Annotated in this window: 16 protein-coding genes and 1 pseudogene; 11 read left to right on the forward strand and 6 right to left on the reverse strand. The window is 71.1% G+C overall.

Going from position 1 to position 16901, the window contains the following annotated elements:
• The first annotated feature begins 11 nt into the window (after positions 1-11).
• The 3 genes from FL311_RS06785 (at position 12) to FL311_RS06795 (ending at position 3506) form a co-directional block, all read left to right on the forward strand.
• Positions 12-1031 (forward strand): hypothetical protein, encoded by a 1020-nt coding sequence (locus tag FL311_RS06785; RefSeq protein ID WP_141324122.1) that lies wholly within the window; start codon positions 12-14, stop codon positions 1029-1031.
• An 85-nt stretch (positions 1032-1116) separates the two neighbouring features.
• The gene (locus FL311_RS06790; RefSeq protein WP_141324123.1) at positions 1117-3330 is read left to right on the forward strand and encodes a peptidase domain-containing ABC transporter; all 2214 of its coding nucleotides are present in this window, start codon (positions 1117-1119) and stop codon (positions 3328-3330) included.
• On the forward strand, positions 3327-3506 hold the full coding sequence (locus FL311_RS06795) for a hypothetical protein (protein ID WP_141324124.1): 180 nt from the start codon (positions 3327-3329) through the stop codon (positions 3504-3506). The genes FL311_RS06790 and FL311_RS06795 overlap by 4 nt, the downstream gene beginning before the upstream one ends.
• Before the next feature lie 6 nt (positions 3507-3512).
• Here FL311_RS06795 and FL311_RS06800 read toward each other — a convergent pair whose 3' ends face one another.
• Both FL311_RS06800 and FL311_RS06805 read right to left on the reverse strand, forming a co-directional pair.
• A complete protein-coding gene (locus FL311_RS06800; protein WP_141324125.1) occupies positions 3513-4451 on the reverse strand; it encodes a RimK family alpha-L-glutamate ligase in 939 nt (312 codons plus the stop codon).
• Between the two features lie 52 nt (positions 4452-4503).
• The gene (locus tag FL311_RS06805; RefSeq protein WP_153882669.1) at positions 4504-4665 is read right to left on the reverse strand and encodes a hypothetical protein; all 162 of its coding nucleotides are present in this window, start codon (positions 4663-4665) and stop codon (positions 4504-4506) included.
• A gap of 119 nt (positions 4666-4784) precedes the next feature.
• Here FL311_RS06805 and FL311_RS06810 point away from each other — a divergent pair, with 119 nt between their 5' ends.
• From FL311_RS06810 to FL311_RS06825, 4 genes and pseudogenes are all read left to right on the forward strand, one after another.
• The gene (locus FL311_RS06810; protein ID WP_141324126.1) at positions 4785-5696 is read left to right on the forward strand and encodes a zinc metalloprotease; all 912 of its coding nucleotides are present in this window, start codon (positions 4785-4787) and stop codon (positions 5694-5696) included.
• 100 nt (positions 5697-5796) lie between these two features.
• Positions 5797-7092 carry a M20/M25/M40 family metallo-hydrolase gene (locus FL311_RS06815; RefSeq protein ID WP_141324127.1) on the forward strand — a complete coding sequence of 432 codons (1296 nt, stop codon included), beginning with the start codon at positions 5797-5799 and terminating at the stop codon, positions 7090-7092.
• Positions 7093-7195: 103 nt separating this feature from the next.
• A pseudogene (locus FL311_RS06820) lies at positions 7196-8354 on the forward strand (alanine--glyoxylate aminotransferase family protein).
• A gap of 296 nt (positions 8355-8650) precedes the next feature.
• Positions 8651-9259 (forward strand): TIGR02265 family protein, encoded by a 609-nt coding sequence (locus FL311_RS06825; protein ID WP_141324128.1) that lies wholly within the window; start codon positions 8651-8653, stop codon positions 9257-9259.
• A 7-nt stretch (positions 9260-9266) separates the two neighbouring features.
• Here FL311_RS06825 and FL311_RS06830 read toward each other — a convergent pair whose 3' ends face one another.
• Both FL311_RS06830 and FL311_RS06835 read right to left on the reverse strand, forming a co-directional pair.
• Positions 9267-9980, reverse strand: a complete 714-nt coding sequence (locus FL311_RS06830; RefSeq protein ID WP_141324129.1) for a ferritin-like domain-containing protein — start codon at positions 9978-9980, stop codon at positions 9267-9269.
• Positions 9981-9991: 11 nt separating this feature from the next.
• On the reverse strand, positions 9992-10711 hold the full coding sequence (locus FL311_RS06835; RefSeq protein ID WP_141324130.1) for a hypothetical protein: 720 nt from the start codon (positions 10709-10711) through the stop codon (positions 9992-9994).
• A gap of 416 nt (positions 10712-11127) precedes the next feature.
• Here FL311_RS06835 and FL311_RS06840 point away from each other — a divergent pair, with 416 nt between their 5' ends.
• A complete protein-coding gene (locus FL311_RS06840) occupies positions 11128-11496 on the forward strand; it encodes a response regulator (protein WP_141324131.1) in 369 nt (122 codons plus the stop codon).
• A gap of 26 nt (positions 11497-11522) precedes the next feature.
• Positions 11523-11765, forward strand: a complete 243-nt coding sequence (locus FL311_RS06845; protein ID WP_228556714.1) for a hypothetical protein — start codon at positions 11523-11525, stop codon at positions 11763-11765.
• A 10-nt stretch (positions 11766-11775) separates the two neighbouring features.
• On the opposite strand, the gene FL311_RS06850 is transcribed toward FL311_RS06845, so the two are convergent.
• The gene (locus tag FL311_RS06850; RefSeq protein WP_194869092.1) at positions 11776-12525 is read right to left on the reverse strand and encodes a GNAT family N-acetyltransferase; all 750 of its coding nucleotides are present in this window, start codon (positions 12523-12525) and stop codon (positions 11776-11778) included.
• Between the two features lie 100 nt (positions 12526-12625).
• Between FL311_RS06850 and FL311_RS06855 the strand changes: the two genes are divergently transcribed.
• Both FL311_RS06855 and gyrB read left to right on the forward strand, forming a co-directional pair.
• The gene (locus tag FL311_RS06855) at positions 12626-13084 is read left to right on the forward strand and encodes a hypothetical protein (protein WP_141324132.1); all 459 of its coding nucleotides are present in this window, start codon (positions 12626-12628) and stop codon (positions 13082-13084) included.
• Positions 13085-13241: 157 nt separating this feature from the next.
• The gene (gene gyrB / locus FL311_RS06860; protein WP_141324133.1) at positions 13242-15695 is read left to right on the forward strand and encodes a DNA topoisomerase (ATP-hydrolyzing) subunit B; all 2454 of its coding nucleotides are present in this window, start codon (positions 13242-13244) and stop codon (positions 15693-15695) included.
• 114 nt (positions 15696-15809) lie between these two features.
• Here gyrB and FL311_RS06865 read toward each other — a convergent pair whose 3' ends face one another.
• On the reverse strand, positions 15810-16820 hold the full coding sequence (locus FL311_RS06865; RefSeq protein WP_141324134.1) for a hypothetical protein: 1011 nt from the start codon (positions 16818-16820) through the stop codon (positions 15810-15812).
• Between the last annotated feature and the right edge of the window lie 81 nt (positions 16821-16901).

Raw genomic sequence — 16901 nt, forward strand, 5'->3', positions numbered from 1 at the left:
CGGAGGACGCGATGAACGTGGCCGTGAACTTCCCCATGCCCTTCGTGTCGCTCTGCAGCCCGGACCGGGACGCCGCGCGACAGCGCAACCTCGAGTGGGCCCGCAGGTGCGGGCTGGTGGTCGGTGACGTCGACGCGCGTCGCTATCGCGCGTGGGACATCGCGGACCTCACGGCCCGTTGGCTCCCCCATGCCTCGGGCGCCGCGCTCGACCTGGGCCTCGACGCCATCATCGTCGCGACCCTCATCGAGGAGCAGTTCGACGGGGCGCAGGACCTGTCCCCCGAGCGGACGCAGGATGACTGTGACGCGCTGCTCGCCGTCCTCCAGGAGCAAGGCGCGGGCCCGGTCCCCGAAGGGGTCCTCGCCACCGCGCTGGCGGACGTGTGGAGGCGCACCTGCCAGGGCGCCTCGCTCGAGTGGCGGCGGCGCGCGGCGCGGCATTGGCGGTGCTACATCGAGGCGTTTCCCGAAGAGGCCTGGTGGCGGCAGAGCGACCGGGCTCAGACCCGTGATGGCTATCTCGAGCTGCGCCGCAAGTCCGGTGCCGTCTACCTGATGACGGACCTGACGGAGAAGGCGAACGGCTTCGAGACCACCGAGCGGGCACGGCAGGTCCCCGGGGTGCGGCGGCTGCTCGACCTGACCGCGGACCTCATCGACACCATGAACGACGTCTGCTCCGTCGAGAAGGAGCTCACGCGTGGCGACGTGCACAACCTGGTGCTGGTGCTACAAGCCGAGCGTGGCTGGTCCCGGGAGAGGGCCCTGGCGGAGGCGCACGACGACATGCGTCGCTGGTGCAAGGAGTTCCTCGAAATCGAGGCCGGCCTCGCGGAGGTCTGTGCCCGGCATCCGCTCTCCCGCGAGGAGACCAACAACCTGCTGCGCCTCACCCAGGGGCTCAAGGAGAGCATCGGCGGCCACCCGGACTGGTACCGCGTCACCGGGCGGTATGACCGGCCGGTTCCGAAGGGAGAGGCCTCATACCCCAGCGACCTGATGCGCCCCGTGGTCCGGGCCTCGCGTTGACGCTCGTGGCGCCGGGTTCAAGCCGCTGTGCGTCGTGTCGGGTGGTGGCTGGTTGCCCCCGGCGCTCCGTGATAGCGATTGCGCCGTGCCCCGCTCCCGGCTCGCCGTCGCCCTGGAACCGTATCCACTGCGCCACCAGCTCGAGGAGGCGGACTGCGGGCCGGCGTGTCTGGAGATGATTTCGGCGTATCACGGCGCCACGCACTCGCTCGCCGCGCTCAAGGACCTCGCCCACGTCCAGGCGGTGGGCACCTCGTTGCCGGACCTCGCCAGCGCCGCGGAGCAGGTCGGCTTCAAGGTCCGCGCCTTCCATGTGGAGGACCCCACCGATTTGGAGGATGCGGAGGGCCAGGCGCTCCTCCCCGGCATCGCGCACTGGGATGACCACCACTTCGTCGTCCTCTACGCCGTCACCCCGAAGGAGGCCGTCGTCGGGGACCCGGAGCAGGGCCTGCGGCGCATCCCGCGCGCGAAGCTCGGTGAGCACTGGGACGGAATCCTCCTCTCGCTGGAGGCCACCGAGGCCCTCTTCCGTCCCGCCCCCACCGCGCCCGTCACGTCCCGCCGCTTCGGCGCGCTGCGACGCTTCGGACGGGGCCTCTTGCGCTACCGCCTGCTGCTGTTCCAGGTGTTCGTCACCACGCTGCTGCTCCAGGCGCTCGCGCTCGCACAGCCGCTGCTCATCCAGGGGCTCGTGGACAAGGCCGTGGGCGGCCGGGACATCTCCCTGCTCACCGCCGTGGGCTTGGGGCTGGCGGTGCTGCTCGTCGCGCAGGTCGCCGTGTCGATTGCGCGCGGCGCGGGCCTCTTCCTGTTGTCGCGAGGCTTCTCCGCGCTGCTGCTCGCGCAGTTCTGGCGGCGCCTGTTGTCCCTGCCGGTGACGTTCTTCGCGCGGCGTCACCGGGGGGATTTGCTCAAGCGCATCGAGGACCACCAGCGCATCCGCCGCATCCTCCAGGGCGCGTCCGTGTCCGTGCTGCTGGACCTGGTGATGCTCGTGGGCTACGGCGCCGTGCTGTTCCTCTACGACCGCGCCGTCTTCGCCCTCTTCGCGGGCGGGGCCTTCGTGTACGCGGTGTGGACGCTCTTGCTGATGCCGCGTCGCACGGTGCTGGACCACCAGCGCTTCCGCGTCGCGGCCGAGGCCAGCCGGCTGGAGCTGCAGATGCTCGGCGGCATCCAGACGCTCAAGGCCTGCGGCGCCGAGCGACAGGCCCGCACGCGCTGGGAGAAGCTCCAGGCCCGCGAGGCCGAGGCCGCGCGCCGCATCTGGCTGCACGACACCGTGCACACCTCCGGCGCGCAGCTGGTCAACCAGGCCGTGTCCATGGGCATCCTCGTCTACGAGGCGCACCTGGTCCTCGAGGGCCGGCTCACGCTGGGGCAGATGGTGGCGACGCTCGCGATTCTTGGCCTCGCGCTCGCGCCCATGCAGAACCTGGTGATGTTCATCCACCAGCTCCAGGACGTGGTCATCTCCCTGCGCCGCGTGGACATCGTCTACGAGTCCTCGCCCGAGCTGCGCGACGACACCGCGCAGGGCACCGGCGCCCTCACCCGCGCCCCCGAGCTGCGCCTGGACCACGTCACCTTCCGCTACGGCTCTCCCAGCGAGCCGCCCGTGCTGGACGACGTGAGCTTCACGCTGCCCGCGGGGAAGATGACCGCCATCGTCGGCCGCTCCGGCGCGGGCAAGACGACGCTCACCCAGGTGCTCTACGGCCTGTATCGCCCCGAGCAGGGGCAGGTGCGCTACGACGGCCAGCCGCTGGAGACCTTCGACCCGGTGGCGCTGCGCCGCTCGGTGGCCTTCGTCTTCCAGAAGACCGACATCTTCGACGGCACCCTCGCGGAGAACATCGCCCTGGGCGACGACACGCCGGACGCGGAGCGACTGCTGCACGCCGCGCGAACCGCGTGCCTGGATGAGCTGCTCGCGCTGCCCAATGGCCTCAAGACGCGCATCGGCGAAGCGGGCGTGCGGCTGTCCGGAGGCGAGGAGCAGCGGCTCCAGCTCGCGCGCGCCATCTATCGCAATCCGCGCGTGCTCTTCCTCGACGAGGCCACCAGCCACCTGGACGCATCCCTGGAGCGAGCCATCACCGAGGCGCTCCAGCGGGAGGCCGCCGGACGCACGCTCGTCGTCGTGGCCCACCGCCTGTCCACCGTGCGCCGCGCGGACAAGATTGTCGTGCTCGACCAGGGGCGCGTCGTCGAGGAGGGCACCCACGACGAGCTGGTGCTCATCCCCGGTGGCCGCTACCGCGCGCTCGTCGAGAACCAGCTGGAGCAGCGATGACGTCTCCCCGTGACGACGAGGACCTGGACGCGGACCCGGCGATGACGGAGGAGCTGCGCGCGGTGATGCACCCGCGTCCCCATCGCCCGCTGCTGTTCACCGCCGTGCTGGTGCTCGTCCTCGGCGCGCTGGCGTGGGGGGCCTCGCGCACGGTGCTCGCCACGCTGTGGCGATAGCGCGCCTCAACCGCCCCGCGCGTGCTTCGCCAGCGCCCGCGTGAAGTGCCCGGCCACGTCCGTGCCTCCGCCCGCGTCGAAGCCGAGGAACATGGGCGAGCCGTTGAGCTCCAGTAACTTCAGCTCACCGTCCACGCCCCGCTTGAGGTCCAGCCCCGTCCAGCGCAGGCCGAGCACCTCGCACGCCTTCACGCACTGCCGCGCCACCGCGTCCGGGAGCACCACCTGCTCGATGCGCTCCTCGTTCTGCCGGAAGTCCAGCGCGGAGGTGACGATGTGCAGGCTCGCGATGACCTCGCCGTCCAGCACGAAGACGCGAAGGTCCTCGCCCGGGAGCAGCTCCTGGAAGGTGACGGGGGACGCGGCCAGCGCCGCGAGCCGCGCGTCGGTGAGGTCCTCCGGCAGGAGCTCCTGCGTCGCGGCCCCGCCCATGACGGGCTTGTAGGCCACGCGTCCGCTCGAGGCGAAGCGGCGCACCGCCTCTGGCTCGTTCGTCCACAGCGTGCGAGGCACCGGCAGCCCCGCGGCCCGAAGCGCGCTCAGCTGCACGGGCTTGTGCAGCACCCAGTCCGCCGAGGGCGGGTTGTACAGCGGCACGCCCAACCGCTCCCACCGGCCGAGCACCCCCAACAGGAACGTGGCCTTCTCGCGGAACACGGTGAGCGTGGTGCGCCAGTCCTCCGCCATCGCCTCCGAGGCGTCGACCCCGTGCGCCAACGGATGCGTGTGCAGCCCGCGCAGGTACGCCGCGGCGGGACGCCCCAGCTCGCGCCCGTCCACGCGGATGCCAGCCAGGTCCTCGGTCAGCGACATCCGCGTCTCGTCGGGGAACGTCAGCGTGTCCACCACGACGCTCGCCACACCCAGGGCCTCCAGCCTCCGGCCCACCTCCTGGATGTGGAGGTCCTCCCGGGAGCCCACCAGTGCCACCACGCCAGTCGTCATGGACGCCAAGCGAAGCAGATGCCGGGTGGGAGCTCCAGGGACGCGCACCGCGTCAATCGCGTGGGCCGCTGTCTGGCGGCTTCGACTCCTCGCCCACGGCCATCGTCGTTATCGGCTTGGGGCCGCCGGGCTTCCCCGTCCCGGGCGGCTTCGGCGTCTCCCCCAGCTCCGTGATGAACAGCTCCCGCCGACGATGAATGGATTTGCGCGTCATGGTGTGTCCTCCACGGACATTCCAATCCCACCCCCCGCCGTCACACCAGGGGGCGGTTTGACTATGAGACGGCGTTTCGTGGAAAGTACGTATTCCACGCATTTTCCGAGGAGTCGGGAATGTCCAGCTTCGTTGCGCGTCGCAGTGGCCGTTTCTCCGTGGTCATCGGTGTCCTGGCGTTGCTGTCCGGCTGTTCGAGCGCTCCGGAGTCCCAGCAGCCGGAGCCCACGCCTCCGGCGGCCGAGGAGCAGCCCGGTCAGCAGGCCATCGAGGGTCGCGGCTGCGGCGTGAACCCGACGCACGAGGAGATGGCGGACATGGAGCGCCGCTTCCAGTCGGAGCGCGCGGTGTCGGCCTTCGCGCGTCCGAACGGCTCGGTGAACATCCCCGTCTACTTCCATGTCATCAACAAGGGCACGGGCGTGGCGAACGGCGACATCACCACGGCCATGATTACCAACCAGATTGCGGTGCTGAACGCCGCGTACGCGAACACGCCGTTCAGGTTCACGCTGACGGCGACGGACCGCACGACGAACAGCACCTGGTACAACCTGGGCTCGGGCTCGTCCGCGGAGCGCGCGATGAAGACGGCGCTGCGCAAGGGCGGCAAGAACGCGCTCAACATCTACTCGGCGAACCTGAGCGGCGGCCTGCTCGGCTGGGCGACGTTCCCCTCCAGCTACGCCAGCAACCCGACGATGGACGGCGTGGTGATTCTGTACTCCAGCGTGCCGGGCGGCAGCGCGGCGCCGTACAACCTGGGTGACACGGGCACGCACGAGGTCGGCCACTGGCTGGGCCTGTACCACACGTTCCAGGGCGGCTGCTCCACCACGAACGACTCCGTCAGCGACACGCCGGCGGAGGCCTCGCCCGCGTACGGCTGCCCCACGGGTCGCAACACCTGCTCCTCCGCGGGCAACGACCCCATCACCAACTTCATGGACTACACGGACGACTCCTGCATGAACACGTTCACCACGGGCCAGGCGGCCCGCATGGACTCGCAGGCGCTGACCTACCGCTGAGCGGGGCCCGCCGAAGTGTCGACGCCGGGGCTCTCCACGGGGCTCCGGCGTCGTCGTTTTCAGTGACATCCTGTCGGCACCTGGGCTCCAATCCGCGCCCATGTCCGCGCTCATGTTGAAGGAAGACCGCTTCCTGGATGTGCTCCGCCGTCTCATCGCCCTGACGCCCCGGCTGCAGAACAACCTGGAGGCGGGGCTGGTGCCCCAGGAGCGGCTGGCCGCGCAGGTGGTGCTGGACGCGCTGGCCCCGCACATCGCCAGCGGCTTCATCCACGCGGAGGCGCTCGCGTCCCAGGGCAACGAGTCGCGCGTCAGCCTGGTGCTCACCGTGAAGGGCACGGGCGAGGGCGCGGTGGGCTTCGTGGGCGCGCACTTCGACGTGGTCCCCGCGGACCAGGTCGCCGAGGGCTGGGAGCGCAGCCCCTTCGAGCTATGGGAGGGCCCGGACGGCGTGCTCTACGGGCGCGGCGTCACCGACTGCCTGGGCCACGTCGCGGTGGCCACGGACCTGCTCGCGCAGCTGGCCGAGGCCAACGTGCGCCCGCGCCGCACCCTCAAGGTGGTGCTCATCGCCAACGAGGAGGCGGGGGACCTGCCCGGCCTGGGCCTGAGCTACGTGGCCGAGCAGGGCCGGCTCAAGGACCTGGTGGGCCAGCCGGTGTACTGGCTGGACAGCGCCAACTTCGGCCCCACCGTGGGCACCGCGGGCAACAGCGTGTGGGAGCTGAAGGTGACGGGCGTGGGCGGCCACTCGGGCATGCCGCAGAACTGTGTGAATGCGCTGGAGCTGGCGATGGCCGCGTCGCTGGAGCTGGGCCGCTGGTTCCACGCGCGCTACCCGCCCAACGAGGACGAGAAGCGCTGGGGCTTCCTCGCGACCTCCAGCCTCAAGGCCACCGTGGTCGAGGCGTCCAACACCAAGGAGAACAAGATTCCCGGCGACGTGGTGGTGAAGGGTGACGTCCGCCTGACGCCCTTCCACGACATGGCCGAGGTGCGGCGCGCCACCGAGGACTTCGTGCGGGAGCTGGACGCGCGGCTGGAGCGCGGCGACGTCCCCGCCGGCTGGCCTCGCACGCGCACCGAGGACGGGCGGCGCGGCCGGCTGGCCCTGCGCTTCCAGGGCGGCGGCACCGAGGGCATCGCGTGCCGGCTGGACTCGCCGGGCCTCCAGGCCCTGAAGGACGCGATGAAGGCCGTGCGCGGCGTGGACGCGCAGCCCTTCTCGCTCACCGGCTCGCTGCCCCTGGTGAGGGACCTGCAGCGTCAGGGCTGCGACGTGCAGATAACGGGCTTCGGGGACATGAAGTACTACCACGCGCCGAACGAGCAGGCGCACCTGCAGGACTTCCGGCAGGGCTTCTCCATCCTGTGGGAGCTGCTCGAACGACTGTGAGTGCGCCCCCGGGGGCACGACGCTCCCGCCCGTCGTCCCCCGTGCCTGTACCGTGACGCCCAACCGCTCGGAGCCCCCGAGCCCCCTGAGGAGTGGTGACGCCGTGAGAGAACTGCTGATGATTCCGGGGCCCGTGGAGTTCGAGGAAGAGGTGCTGCGCGCGCTGGGCGCCCCCTCGCTCAGCCACACGGACCCGGCCTTCATCGTCACCTTCGGCCGGGCGCTGCAGCGGTTGCGCGAGGTGTGCCTCGCCCCTTTGGCGCAGCCCTTCGTCGTCTCCGGCTCCGGCACCCTGGCCATGGAGATGGCCGTGGCCAACCTGGTGGAGCCCGGCGACGCGGCCCTCGTGGTGAACACCGGTTACTTCAGTGACCGGATGGCGAAGATTCTCGAGCGGCACGGCGCGAAGGTGACGCACGTGCGCGCCTCCCCGGGCGACGCGCCCTCGGTGGCGGAGGTGAAGTCCCAGCTGGAGCGCGGCGGCTTCAAGGTGATGACCGTCACGCACGTGGACACGTCCACGGGTGTGCTCGCGCCGGTGGAGGGGCTGGTGAAGGCCGCGCGCGCTCGGCGTGCTGTCGGTGGTGGACGGCGTCTGCGCCACCGCGGGCGAGGTGTTCCACCAGGACGCGTGGGGCGCGGACGTGTACCTGACGGCGAGCCAGAAGGCGGTGGGCGTGCCGCCCGGCCTCGCGCTCGTCACCGCGAGCCCCCAGGCGATGGCGGCGTGGAGGGGCCGCAAGGCGCCGGTGGCCAGCGTGTACTCGGACTGGGCGGAGTGGCTGCCCATCATGGAGGCGTACGCGGGCGGCAAGCCCTCGTACTTCGCCACGCCGCCCGTCAACCTCGTCAGCGCGCTGGACGTGAGCCTGGGGCAGATTCTGGCCGAGGGCATGGAGGCGCGCTTCGCCCGTCACCAGCGCCTGGCCCGCGCCTTCCGCGCCGCGTGGAGCGCGCTGGGGCTGCGCCTGTTGCCCGTGTCCGAGACGGTGACGGCGAACACGCTCAGCGCCGTCTACTACCCGGAGGGCGTGGACGCCTCGCTCGTCGGGCGCGTGAAGGCCGAGGGCGTGGTGATTGCCGGCGGACTCCACCCGGACCTCAAGACGCGCTACTTCCGCGTGGGCCACATGAACCGCGTGGGCCCCGGCGACGTGCTCGTCACCGTGGGCGCCGTGGAGCGCGCCCTGCTCGCCGCCGGTCACCGGATGGAGGCCGGCGCGGGCCTGCGCGCCGCCGAGTCCGTGCTCGCCGCCCGCTGACCCGGGCGCCGCCCGTGAAGGGCCCTTCCCCGCACCTCCCAGGTCCCCCGCACCCGGGGGACCTCCAGGCTCGTGGCCTCCGAGACGTCCATGTGCCTGGAATCCGGGCGCTTCGTGCGCTGGCGGAACCTGGCCCGGACCCCGGGGCCATCTCGAACCATTCGACAGGGGCAGAAAAATATGAGAGGGTTGGCATCTAGGAAGTGGGGGGAATCCGGCGAAAACAGAAAGACCTGAGCAGGCGCCGGACGTGTCCCCTGAGCCGAGGCAGTGCGAGCCCCTCGGGGGAGACGACCATGTACGTGAGCATGGATGTGAGCGGTGGTGGCGCGGCGTGGGAGCTGGAGCAGCGCCGGTTGGCCGCGACCGAGGACGACCAGGCGCGCGGGATGTTCTTCCGCGGCGCGCTGCACGTCATCGCGTTCCTGGGCGGCGAGGGCTCCGTCGCGCGGTGCAAGGGCGTGGCGGGCGTGTGGGAAATCAACCCGTTCCAGCTCTACTCGGTGTCGCGCTACCTGCGCATGGTGTCCACGGCGGCGCGGCTGCTGGCGCCCCGGCAGGGCGGCTTCGACGAGGTGCTCGAGCGCATGGGCGCGCAGGCCACGGTGGACTTCCTGGCGTCGCTGTTCGGCCGGGAGCTCCTGGCGGAGTCGGCGGGCAGTCCCCGCCTGCTGCTCGAGTCCCTGGGTGACGCGTACCGCATGGCGGTGAGCTACGGGGAGCGCTACCCGGTGTGGACGGGCGAGCGCAGCGCGCGCTTCATCATGCGCCGCGACTTCATGCCCGCCGCGTACCACGAGGGCGTGCTGCGCGGCGCGCTGGAGGCGGTGGGCGCCCGTGACGTGTGCGTGAGCGGGCGGCAGGTGGCGCTGCTCGACAGCGAGTTCGAGCTGTCCTGGCGGTAGGGCCTTGTCAGCCCGCGTCTCCGACGGCGAGGTCCGGCTCCGCGCCCAGGCCCTCGCCGCCGCCCAGCTCCTCGGTGGAGGCGACGAAGGGGCGGGGCACCACGCGCGCGGCGTCGAGCGCGGGCGCCATCTCCAGCCGTGATTCGACGAGGGCCGTGAGCACCGCGAAGTGCTGCGCGTGGATGCCCTGGATGGAGGCGAGCACGAAGCGCGTGCTCGGCGTCTGGATGGAGGCGAGCACGCGGGTGAAGGCGATGATGGAGCGGCGCTCCTCGTTGGCCGACAGCTTCAGGACGTTGCCGACGGAGGGCTTGAAGCCCGCGGGCGGCGCGTAGGAGACCGTGTCCTCGCGCACGGGGATGGCGCCCAGGTCCGTCATCGTCCGGGCGAGCAGCGCCGCGTGCGCGGCGTGATGCTGCTGGAAGGCCCGTGCCAGCCCGAGCGCGAGCACGGCCAGCTCCCGCTCCGCCTGGGGGCGCGCCGGGTCATCGCGCGCGGCCACGAGGCGCGAGGTGGCCTGGGCGTAGGCCGCGACGAGCGAGTACTCGGCGGCGAGCAGCGTGTTGAGGGCGCCCACCTCCCGGGCGCGCTCGATGGGGTTCACCTCCTGGTTCGGCCGGTACTCCATGGGGGCCTCACAGGCCCCGAGCGCGTGGGCGCCCGTGGCGAGGCCCAGGCATTGGAGGACGCGGCGGCGGGCGAGGCGCGGGTTCGCAGTCATGGGGGGCTCCTTCAGCGGGTCACGTCGTAGAAGGGCAGCCCGGTCTCGTCGTCGAGGCCCGCGCCGTCGTCCAGGCTGATGGCCAGCGTGCGCGGAACCCACGCGGCGACGAGGCTCGCGAGCGCGTCCGCGGGCTGGTTCGCGGTGGCAGCGGGCGGGGTGGCGAGGCCGCGCGCGAGCAGGTTCAGCACGACGAAGCGCTGGGAGGCGACCGCGCCGAGGCTCGCGGCGAGCCCCCCGTTGGCGTCGAGCCTCAGGGCGGTCTGCGCCTGGGTGTAGGTGAGGGCGCACGCCTTCTCCAGGTTGGTCAGCAGGTCGAGCGCGTTCTGGAGGCAGGGCGCGAAGTCCTCGGGGAGCCTGGCCGTGCCCGCGCCCACGTCGTCGGTGCCTCGCTGCTGGACGAGCGCGTCCACCAGCCGTCCGGCGTGCTCCGCGTGCTGCTGGCGGAAGCGCGAGAGCAGCGCCTCGAACAGCCCCCGGAAGGCGAACAGCGCGTCGGTGGCGGGCGCGGCCGCGAGCACGCCGGCCAGGGCATCATGCGTCGCGACGGCGTCGCGCTCGGCGGCGAGCAGCGCGCGCACCACCGGCAGGTCCTCCTTGATGCTTCGCTGGGCCTGGGCGCGCGGGGCGGCCGTGAGCAGGCCCAGCCCCGCGACGGCGGCGGCGTGCCCCAGCCAGGCACGGCGAGAGAGTGCTTCGGTCATGGCGTCCCCCGGCTTCCGTCCGCGCATGATGGCGGGCCTCCATGGCCCCTTCGGTCCTCGCGCGGGCGAGGCAAGGAGATGGGGGCGGACCCGCGCGCGCGCACGTCGTGAAACACGGGGACGGTGTCTCCGAGACAGAGGAGGTCGCACCCTTAGGTCTCGGGGGTGAGGCCCCGTTCGCCCCCGGACGCGTATCGACTCCCAGCACCCGGGAGTCCGCGCGGTCGCTCGTCACCCAGCGCGCTTCACTGCTTCACGAGGAATCCCCAGATGCACACGCCGCTGGTGGCTCGTATTGGCCAATGCTCAACACCGCGCCGACAACACGACCCGAGCCTGGGGCGGAGCGCCCGCCTCCCGTCGAGACATGTGACGTATGCGTGGGTGGCGCGAGATAGTCTCGAGGCCGTCGGGTGGTGGAGTCGAGAGAAGGAGGCGAGTGCGTGACTGGGCCGTTGCTGGTGGTGGACGACGACGCGGACCTGCGCGAGGCACTGGAGGAGGTGCTGCGCGACGCGGGCTATTCGGTGACGGGGGCCATCAATGGCAAGCACGCGCTCGACGTCCTCGGGGACATGTCGTCGCTGCCGGTGCTGGTGCTGCTCGACATGATGATGCCCGTGCTGGATGGCGCCGGCTTCGCGCGGGCCATGCGCCAGGTTCCCGCGTGGCGTGACATCCCCGTGCTCGTCTTCTCCGCGTCCGCCAACGCCCGCCAGGTGGCGGAGGAGATTGGCGCGTGTGGACACCTGCGCAAGCCCGTGGACGTGGACACGCTGCTGGACGCCGTGCGCAGACACCAGGCGGCCTGACGTCCCGCACCTCCCCGCGCGCGCAGGTGGAGGAGCTGTTCCCCGCGGCGGCCCTGGTGACGCTGGCCAAGGGGCTGGCGGTGGACACGCCCGACGGCCGTCCGCCGCGGCTGGTGGCGGCGGTGGACGGGGAGCTGGGGCGCGTGCGGCTGGTGCGCATGGCGCACGTGGCCCGGCTCGCCGCGCGAGGGCTGTCCGCGCGGCTCGGCGAGGCGCGCCAGCCCTCGCGGGTGTTCGCCATCCTGGAGGAGCTGGAGGCGCTGCGTTGAGGCTCCCACCTCACGCGACGCGCGCCCAGTTCACCCAGTCCCCCAGCTCGCGGTAGCCAAGCTTGCGGTACACGCTCCGGCCCTGCTCGGTGGCCTGGAGCACGGAGGCGGCGAGGCCCCGGGCGCGGGCCCCGGAGAGCAGGCCCTTCATCACCTCCGAGGCCAGCCCCCGGCCCCGCGCCTCCGGCAGCGTGACGACCATGTACACGCCCGCGGTGTCGTCCACGTCCAGGCTGAAGCCACACGCCAGCGCGCGGCCCTGCTCGCGAGCAACCAGCGTGCGCACGGGCAGCCGGGGCGGCTGGTTCCACACGGAGAGCAGGTCGTCCCACTTGCCCCAGACGCGGATGTTGAGCGCCACCATCTCCTCCTGCGACTCGGTCTCCACGAGGGGGAAGGTGGGGCGCTCGTCCGGGAGGTCCGCGAGCGCCAGCCCCATGCCGGGCAGCCGGTTGTCGGGGCGGTAGCCGTGCGCGCCCAACAGCCTGGCCCCTTCGTCCTGGCCGGGCAGCACCGCCACGCGCCAGGCCGGGATGCCCTGGCGCCGGTAGAAGTCCTCCAGCGCGGGCAGTCCCTCGGCGAGCGCCTGGGTCGTCCGGAAGCAGGCCTGCTGGAAGTGGGACTCGGCGGGATGGGTCGGCAGGCTGAAGGCATCCAGGCCCGGGGCGCCGAAGTGGCGCAGCATGCCCCGCTCCCGTTGCAGGTGCTTGAAGGCGATGACGTTGGTGAGGAGGCGGTCGTTCAGTTCGGCATCGGTCATGGGACGCCCCCAGCCTAGGGTGCCCGCGCCGGGCGGCGAACATCGCACCGCGCAAAAGCGCGCACCCGTCCTCCAGGACGGGTAGGGTGCGCCCGCACTCATGACGAGCCAGCGCTTCTACGCCTTCGACCCTCGCGTCCCCCGTATCGCGCTCTTCCTGGGCGCCTGCGTGCTGGCGGTATTGACGGCCTGGGCCCTGGCCAACGCCCAGGACGGTGGCGGCGTGCAGGAGCTGGCCCGCGCCGGGGTGAGCGCGGGGCTGATGCTCGCCTTCCTCGTGGCCCTCCACCGGCTGCGCCCGCGCACCGGCTGGGGCGTCACCCTGGACGCGCGCGGCGTGCGCGTGGCCCGCCCCTTCAGCGCCAGCGAGCTGGACCTGCACTGGGGCCAGATTGATTCGGTGCGCCGGCTCGGTCGGCGGGGGAACGTGCTCGGTCTGTTCCTCAAGGAAGAGGGAAGGGTGCTCGTCACCCGGCATCTCTTCGCCCGCGAAGCTGTTTTCGAGGAGTTGATCTCCGCGCTGGAGGAGCGCCTCCCGCCGCCGCGGTTCGACGCCTGAACCCCCGCTCCCGGGGCGCCGCCGCCCGAGGGGGCGGCCAAGCGATTTTCACGAATATTTACGCAGCTTTGCGCGGGCTCGTTACTCTTGTTCAGTGTGCCTCTAAATGGTAGGCACAGGCCTTCTGCAAGGCTCCTTTTCCCAAGGACAGCATCACATGGAAAAGACCCCCGCTACTGGCGCCGAGGTCGCTTTGCCGCCCGTGGAGTATGGGACCGATAGCATCACCAAGCTCGAGGGCCTGGAGGCCGTTCGCAAGCGCCCTGGCATGTACATCGGCGACACGATGACCTACGGGCTCCACAAGCTCGTGTACGAGGTCGTCGACAACGCCGTGGACGAGGCGCTCGCGGGCCACTGCACGGACATCGAGGTCGTCATCCACGTGGACGGCTCGCTGAGCGTCCAGGACAACGGGCGCGGCATCCCCGTGGGTCCCCACCCCGACCCCAAGTTCAAGGGCAAGGACACGCTGGAGGTCGTCCTCACGGAGCTGCACGCCGGCAGCAAGTTCGGCAACGGGGCCTACAAGGTCTCCGGCGGACTGCACGGCGTGGGCGTCACGTGCGTGAACTTCCTCTCGGAGTGGTTCAGGGTCCGCGTCCAGCGCGCCGGCAAGGTGTTCGAGCAGGCCTACTCCCGAGGCGTCTCGCAGGGGGCGCCGCAGGAGGTGGGCACCACCGACAAGCGCGGCACGCTCATCGCGTTCAAGCCGGACAGCACCGTGATGGAGACGGTGGACTTCAACTTCGAGACGCTCAGCCAGCGGCTGCGTGAGCTGGCGTTCCTCAACGCGGGGCTGCACATCAGCATCCGCGACGAGCGCACGAACAAGGAGCACGACTTCAAGTTCGACGGAGGCATCTCCTCGTTCGTGGAGTTCCTCAACAAGTCGAAGCAGGTGCTGCACGACAAGCCCATCGCCTTCCAGGTGGAGAAGGACGGCGTGTCGCTCGAGCTGGCCATGCAGTGGAACGACGGCTACGACGAGCGCATCTACACCTTCGCCAACAACATCAACACCCACGAGGGTGGCAGCCACCTGTCCGGCTTCAAGGCCGCGCTGACGCGCACGCTCAACAGCTACGCGGAGAAGGGTGGCCTCTGGAAGGACCTGAAGGAGGCGCCCGCGGGCGAGGACGCGCGCGAGGGCCTGTCCGCGGTCATCTCCGTGAAGCTGCCCAACCCCCAGTTCGAGGGGCAGACGAAGACGAAGCTGGGCAACAGCGAGGTGAAGGGCCTGGTCGAGCAGATGGTCAACGACCAGCTCGCCACCTTCCTGGAAGAGACGCCCATGGTGGGCAAGAAGATCGTCGCCAAGATTGGCGATGCGTGCCGGGCGCGCATCGCGGCGCGCAAGGCGCGTGAGACGGTGCGCCGCAAGGGCGTGCTGGACGGCGGCGGCCTCCCCGGGAAGCTGGCGGACTGCCAGAGCCGCGACCCGCACGAGAGCGAGCTGTACATCGTCGAGGGTGACTCCGCAGGTGGCTCCGCGAAGCAGGGGCGGGACAGGCGCAACCAGGCCATCCTCCCGCTGCGCGGCAAGATTTTGAACGTGGAGAAGGCGCGCTTCGAGAAGATGCTGACGAGCGCCGAAATCGTCACGCTCATCACGGCGCTGGGCACGGGCATCGGGCCGGAGGACTACAACCCGGAGAAGTCGCGCTACCACCGCATCATCCTGATGACGGACGCCGACGTGGACGGCAGCCACATCCGCACGCTGCTGCTGACGTTCTTCTTCCGGCAGATGCCGGAGCTCCTGCAGAAGGGCTACCTCTACATCGCGCAGCCGCCGCTCTACAAAGTCACGCGCAACAAGAAGGACAAGTACGTCAAGGACCAGCGCGCGCTGGACGAGTACCTGCTGGGCATCGCCACGGAGCACGGGCGGGTGCTGACGCCCTCGGGCGAGGTGGGTGGGGCGGACCTGAAGGCGCTGCTCGAGAAGGTGATTACGTACGAGGAGCGGCTGGAGAAGCAGGCGAAGCGGCGCGACGCGCGGGTGGTGGACGCGGTGGTGCAGGGCGCGCGGCTGACGTCGGAGGTGCTGGGCGACGAGGCGGCGCTGGCGGCGGCGGTGAAGGGCGCGTACGCGGAGTTCGAGCGGCGCATGCCGGACGTGCTGGGCCGGGTGTCGCACGAGGTGGAGACGGACACGGAGAACGGGACGAAGAAGCTGGTGTTCCGCACGGACGTGAACGGCGCGATGCGGCCGACGGTGTTCGACCACGCGTTCCTGTCCTCGCCGGAGTACGTGGAGCTGGTGGCCCTGCGGGATGCGTTCAAGTCCCTGGGGGATGCGCCGTACAAGGTGAAGGTGGATGCCGGGACGGTGACGGCGTACTCGGTGCAGGAGGTCCACGCGGCGCTGCGCAAGGACGCGCAGAAGGGCCTGGGCCTGCAGCGCTACAAGGGTCTGGGTGAGATGAACCCGGAGCAGCTCTGGGACACGACGATGAATCCGCTCACGCGCACGCTGCTGCAGGTGCGGGTGGAGGACGCGGTGGAGAGCGACGAAATCTTCTCGCTGCTGATGGGCGAGGCGGTGGAGCCGCGGCGCGAGTTCATCGAGCGCAACGCGCTGGACGTGCAGAACCTCGACATCTGAGGCGCCGTCTCCCGGCCTGAGGCCGGGGATGCGCGGACTCATGGGGCGCGGTGCCGGAAGCAGGCGCCGCGCCCCGTGTCGTTTCAGGGGCCTGGGGTGGAGTACGCCGAGGCTTCAGCGCCCGCCACCGCGGGGGCCACCGCCCCGAGGGGGCTTGCCACCGAATCCTCCGTCACGGGGCCCGAGCGGACGCGCGGGCAGGGTGATGGCCTCGCCGTCGAGCGTGGCCTGTCCACACTCGGGTCCGAACACCAGCGTGTTCGTGGAGCCCTCCGCGTTCGTCCGCACCTGCGTGCCAGCGAGCGGCCACGCGCAGACGGACGGCGGCACCCGGACGATGCCCGTGAGCGTCACCGAGGACGCGCTGCCATCCGCGAGCGTCGCGGTGAGCGTGCCGTTGCTGGTGCGCGTGGGCGAGTCCGCCTCCGCGTCGAAGGTCTCCTCCAGCGAGCCCGTGAGGTGCAGGCTGTCGAGCACCACGCCTTCCGCGTCGAGGTGCGTGCGCGTCGTGTCGACGGTGACAGCGCGGCTCAGCGTCTGGCGAGCGCCGGGCACTCGCACCGAAGTGGACGCGATGCTGCCCGCCATCTTCGCGCTCCGGCCATCCTCCAGGGTGTGGGTGATGTCGTGCGTGGACTGCTGCTCGAAGCGCAGCGGCGAGTCCTCACCGCAGGCCTCGACCGGAGCGATGGCCGTCACCACCTCCACCGTGCCCGAGGAGACCACACCCGTGGCCTCACCGCGCTCGGAGTCCTCGGGCCGGGGGCCGCCACCGGGCGCGGGCGGCCGCTCCCATCCACAACCTCCGCCACGGGGCCCACGGGCGCGCGCCTCGCAGTCGGTCCAGGACAGGTGGAGCTCGGAGGGGAAGCTCTGTCCGCAGACCTCCACCTCGGCGGTCTCCGGCTCGGCGTCGCACTGGAAGCCCTCGTACTCCCAGCGCTGTACTTCGAGCGGCAACCCCTCCAGGAACCGGGAGCCGAGGGGAACGTCCGCGGACTGCGCCTCGTTGATGGCTCCCGCGACGGCGACCACGGCTTGCTGCTCGGTGGTGTCCTGCGTCTTCTGGGCGCCACAGCCCGCGCCAACCAGCGCGGCCGCCAACATGCCTGCCTTGAGCTTCATGGTGTCTCCCCGCAACACACGTCGAAGCGCGCGCCGGCCCCGCGCACGAGAACCAAGGTAGGGCACAAACCTTGCGCGGTT

This window comes from Myxococcus sp. AB025B (assembly GCF_006518215.1).
GTDB classification, from domain to species: Bacteria; Myxococcota; Myxococcia; order Myxococcales; family Myxococcaceae; genus Myxococcus; species Myxococcus fulvus.

What these genes read in the sequence shown, in the direction of transcription:
- FL311_RS06805 (WP_153882669.1), bottom strand. Translation starts at nt 4,665, where the DNA reads ATGACGCGCAAATCCATTCATCGTCGGCGGGAGCTGTTCATCACGGAG.
- FL311_RS06855 (WP_141324132.1), top strand. Translation starts at nt 12,626, where the DNA reads ATGACGAGCCAGCGCTTCTACGCCTTCGACCCTCGCGTCCCCCGTATC.
- FL311_RS06800 (WP_141324125.1), bottom strand. Translation starts at nt 4,451, where the DNA reads ATGACGACTGGCGTGGTGGCACTGGTGGGCTCCCGGGAGGACCTCCAC.
- FL311_RS06850 (WP_194869092.1), bottom strand. Translation starts at nt 12,525, where the DNA reads ATGACCGATGCCGAACTGAACGACCGCCTCCTCACCAACGTCATCGCC.
- FL311_RS06865 (WP_141324134.1), bottom strand. Translation starts at nt 16,820, where the DNA reads ATGAAGCTCAAGGCAGGCATGTTGGCGGCCGCGCTGGTTGGCGCGGGC.
- FL311_RS06825 (WP_141324128.1), top strand. Translation starts at nt 8,651, where the DNA reads ATGTACGTGAGCATGGATGTGAGCGGTGGTGGCGCGGCGTGGGAGCTG.
- FL311_RS06835 (WP_141324130.1), bottom strand. Translation starts at nt 10,711, where the DNA reads ATGCGCGGACGGAAGCCGGGGGACGCCATGACCGAAGCACTCTCTCGC.
- FL311_RS06815 (WP_141324127.1), top strand. Translation starts at nt 5,797, where the DNA reads ATGTCCGCGCTCATGTTGAAGGAAGACCGCTTCCTGGATGTGCTCCGC.
- FL311_RS06830 (WP_141324129.1), bottom strand. Translation starts at nt 9,980, where the DNA reads ATGACTGCGAACCCGCGCCTCGCCCGCCGCCGCGTCCTCCAATGCCTG.
- FL311_RS06810 (WP_141324126.1), top strand. Translation starts at nt 4,785, where the DNA reads ATGTCCAGCTTCGTTGCGCGTCGCAGTGGCCGTTTCTCCGTGGTCATC.
- gyrB (WP_141324133.1), top strand. Translation starts at nt 13,242, where the DNA reads ATGGAAAAGACCCCCGCTACTGGCGCCGAGGTCGCTTTGCCGCCCGTG.
- FL311_RS06785 (WP_141324122.1), top strand. Translation starts at nt 12, where the DNA reads ATGAACGTGGCCGTGAACTTCCCCATGCCCTTCGTGTCGCTCTGCAGC.
- FL311_RS06795 (WP_141324124.1), top strand. Translation starts at nt 3,327, where the DNA reads ATGACGTCTCCCCGTGACGACGAGGACCTGGACGCGGACCCGGCGATG.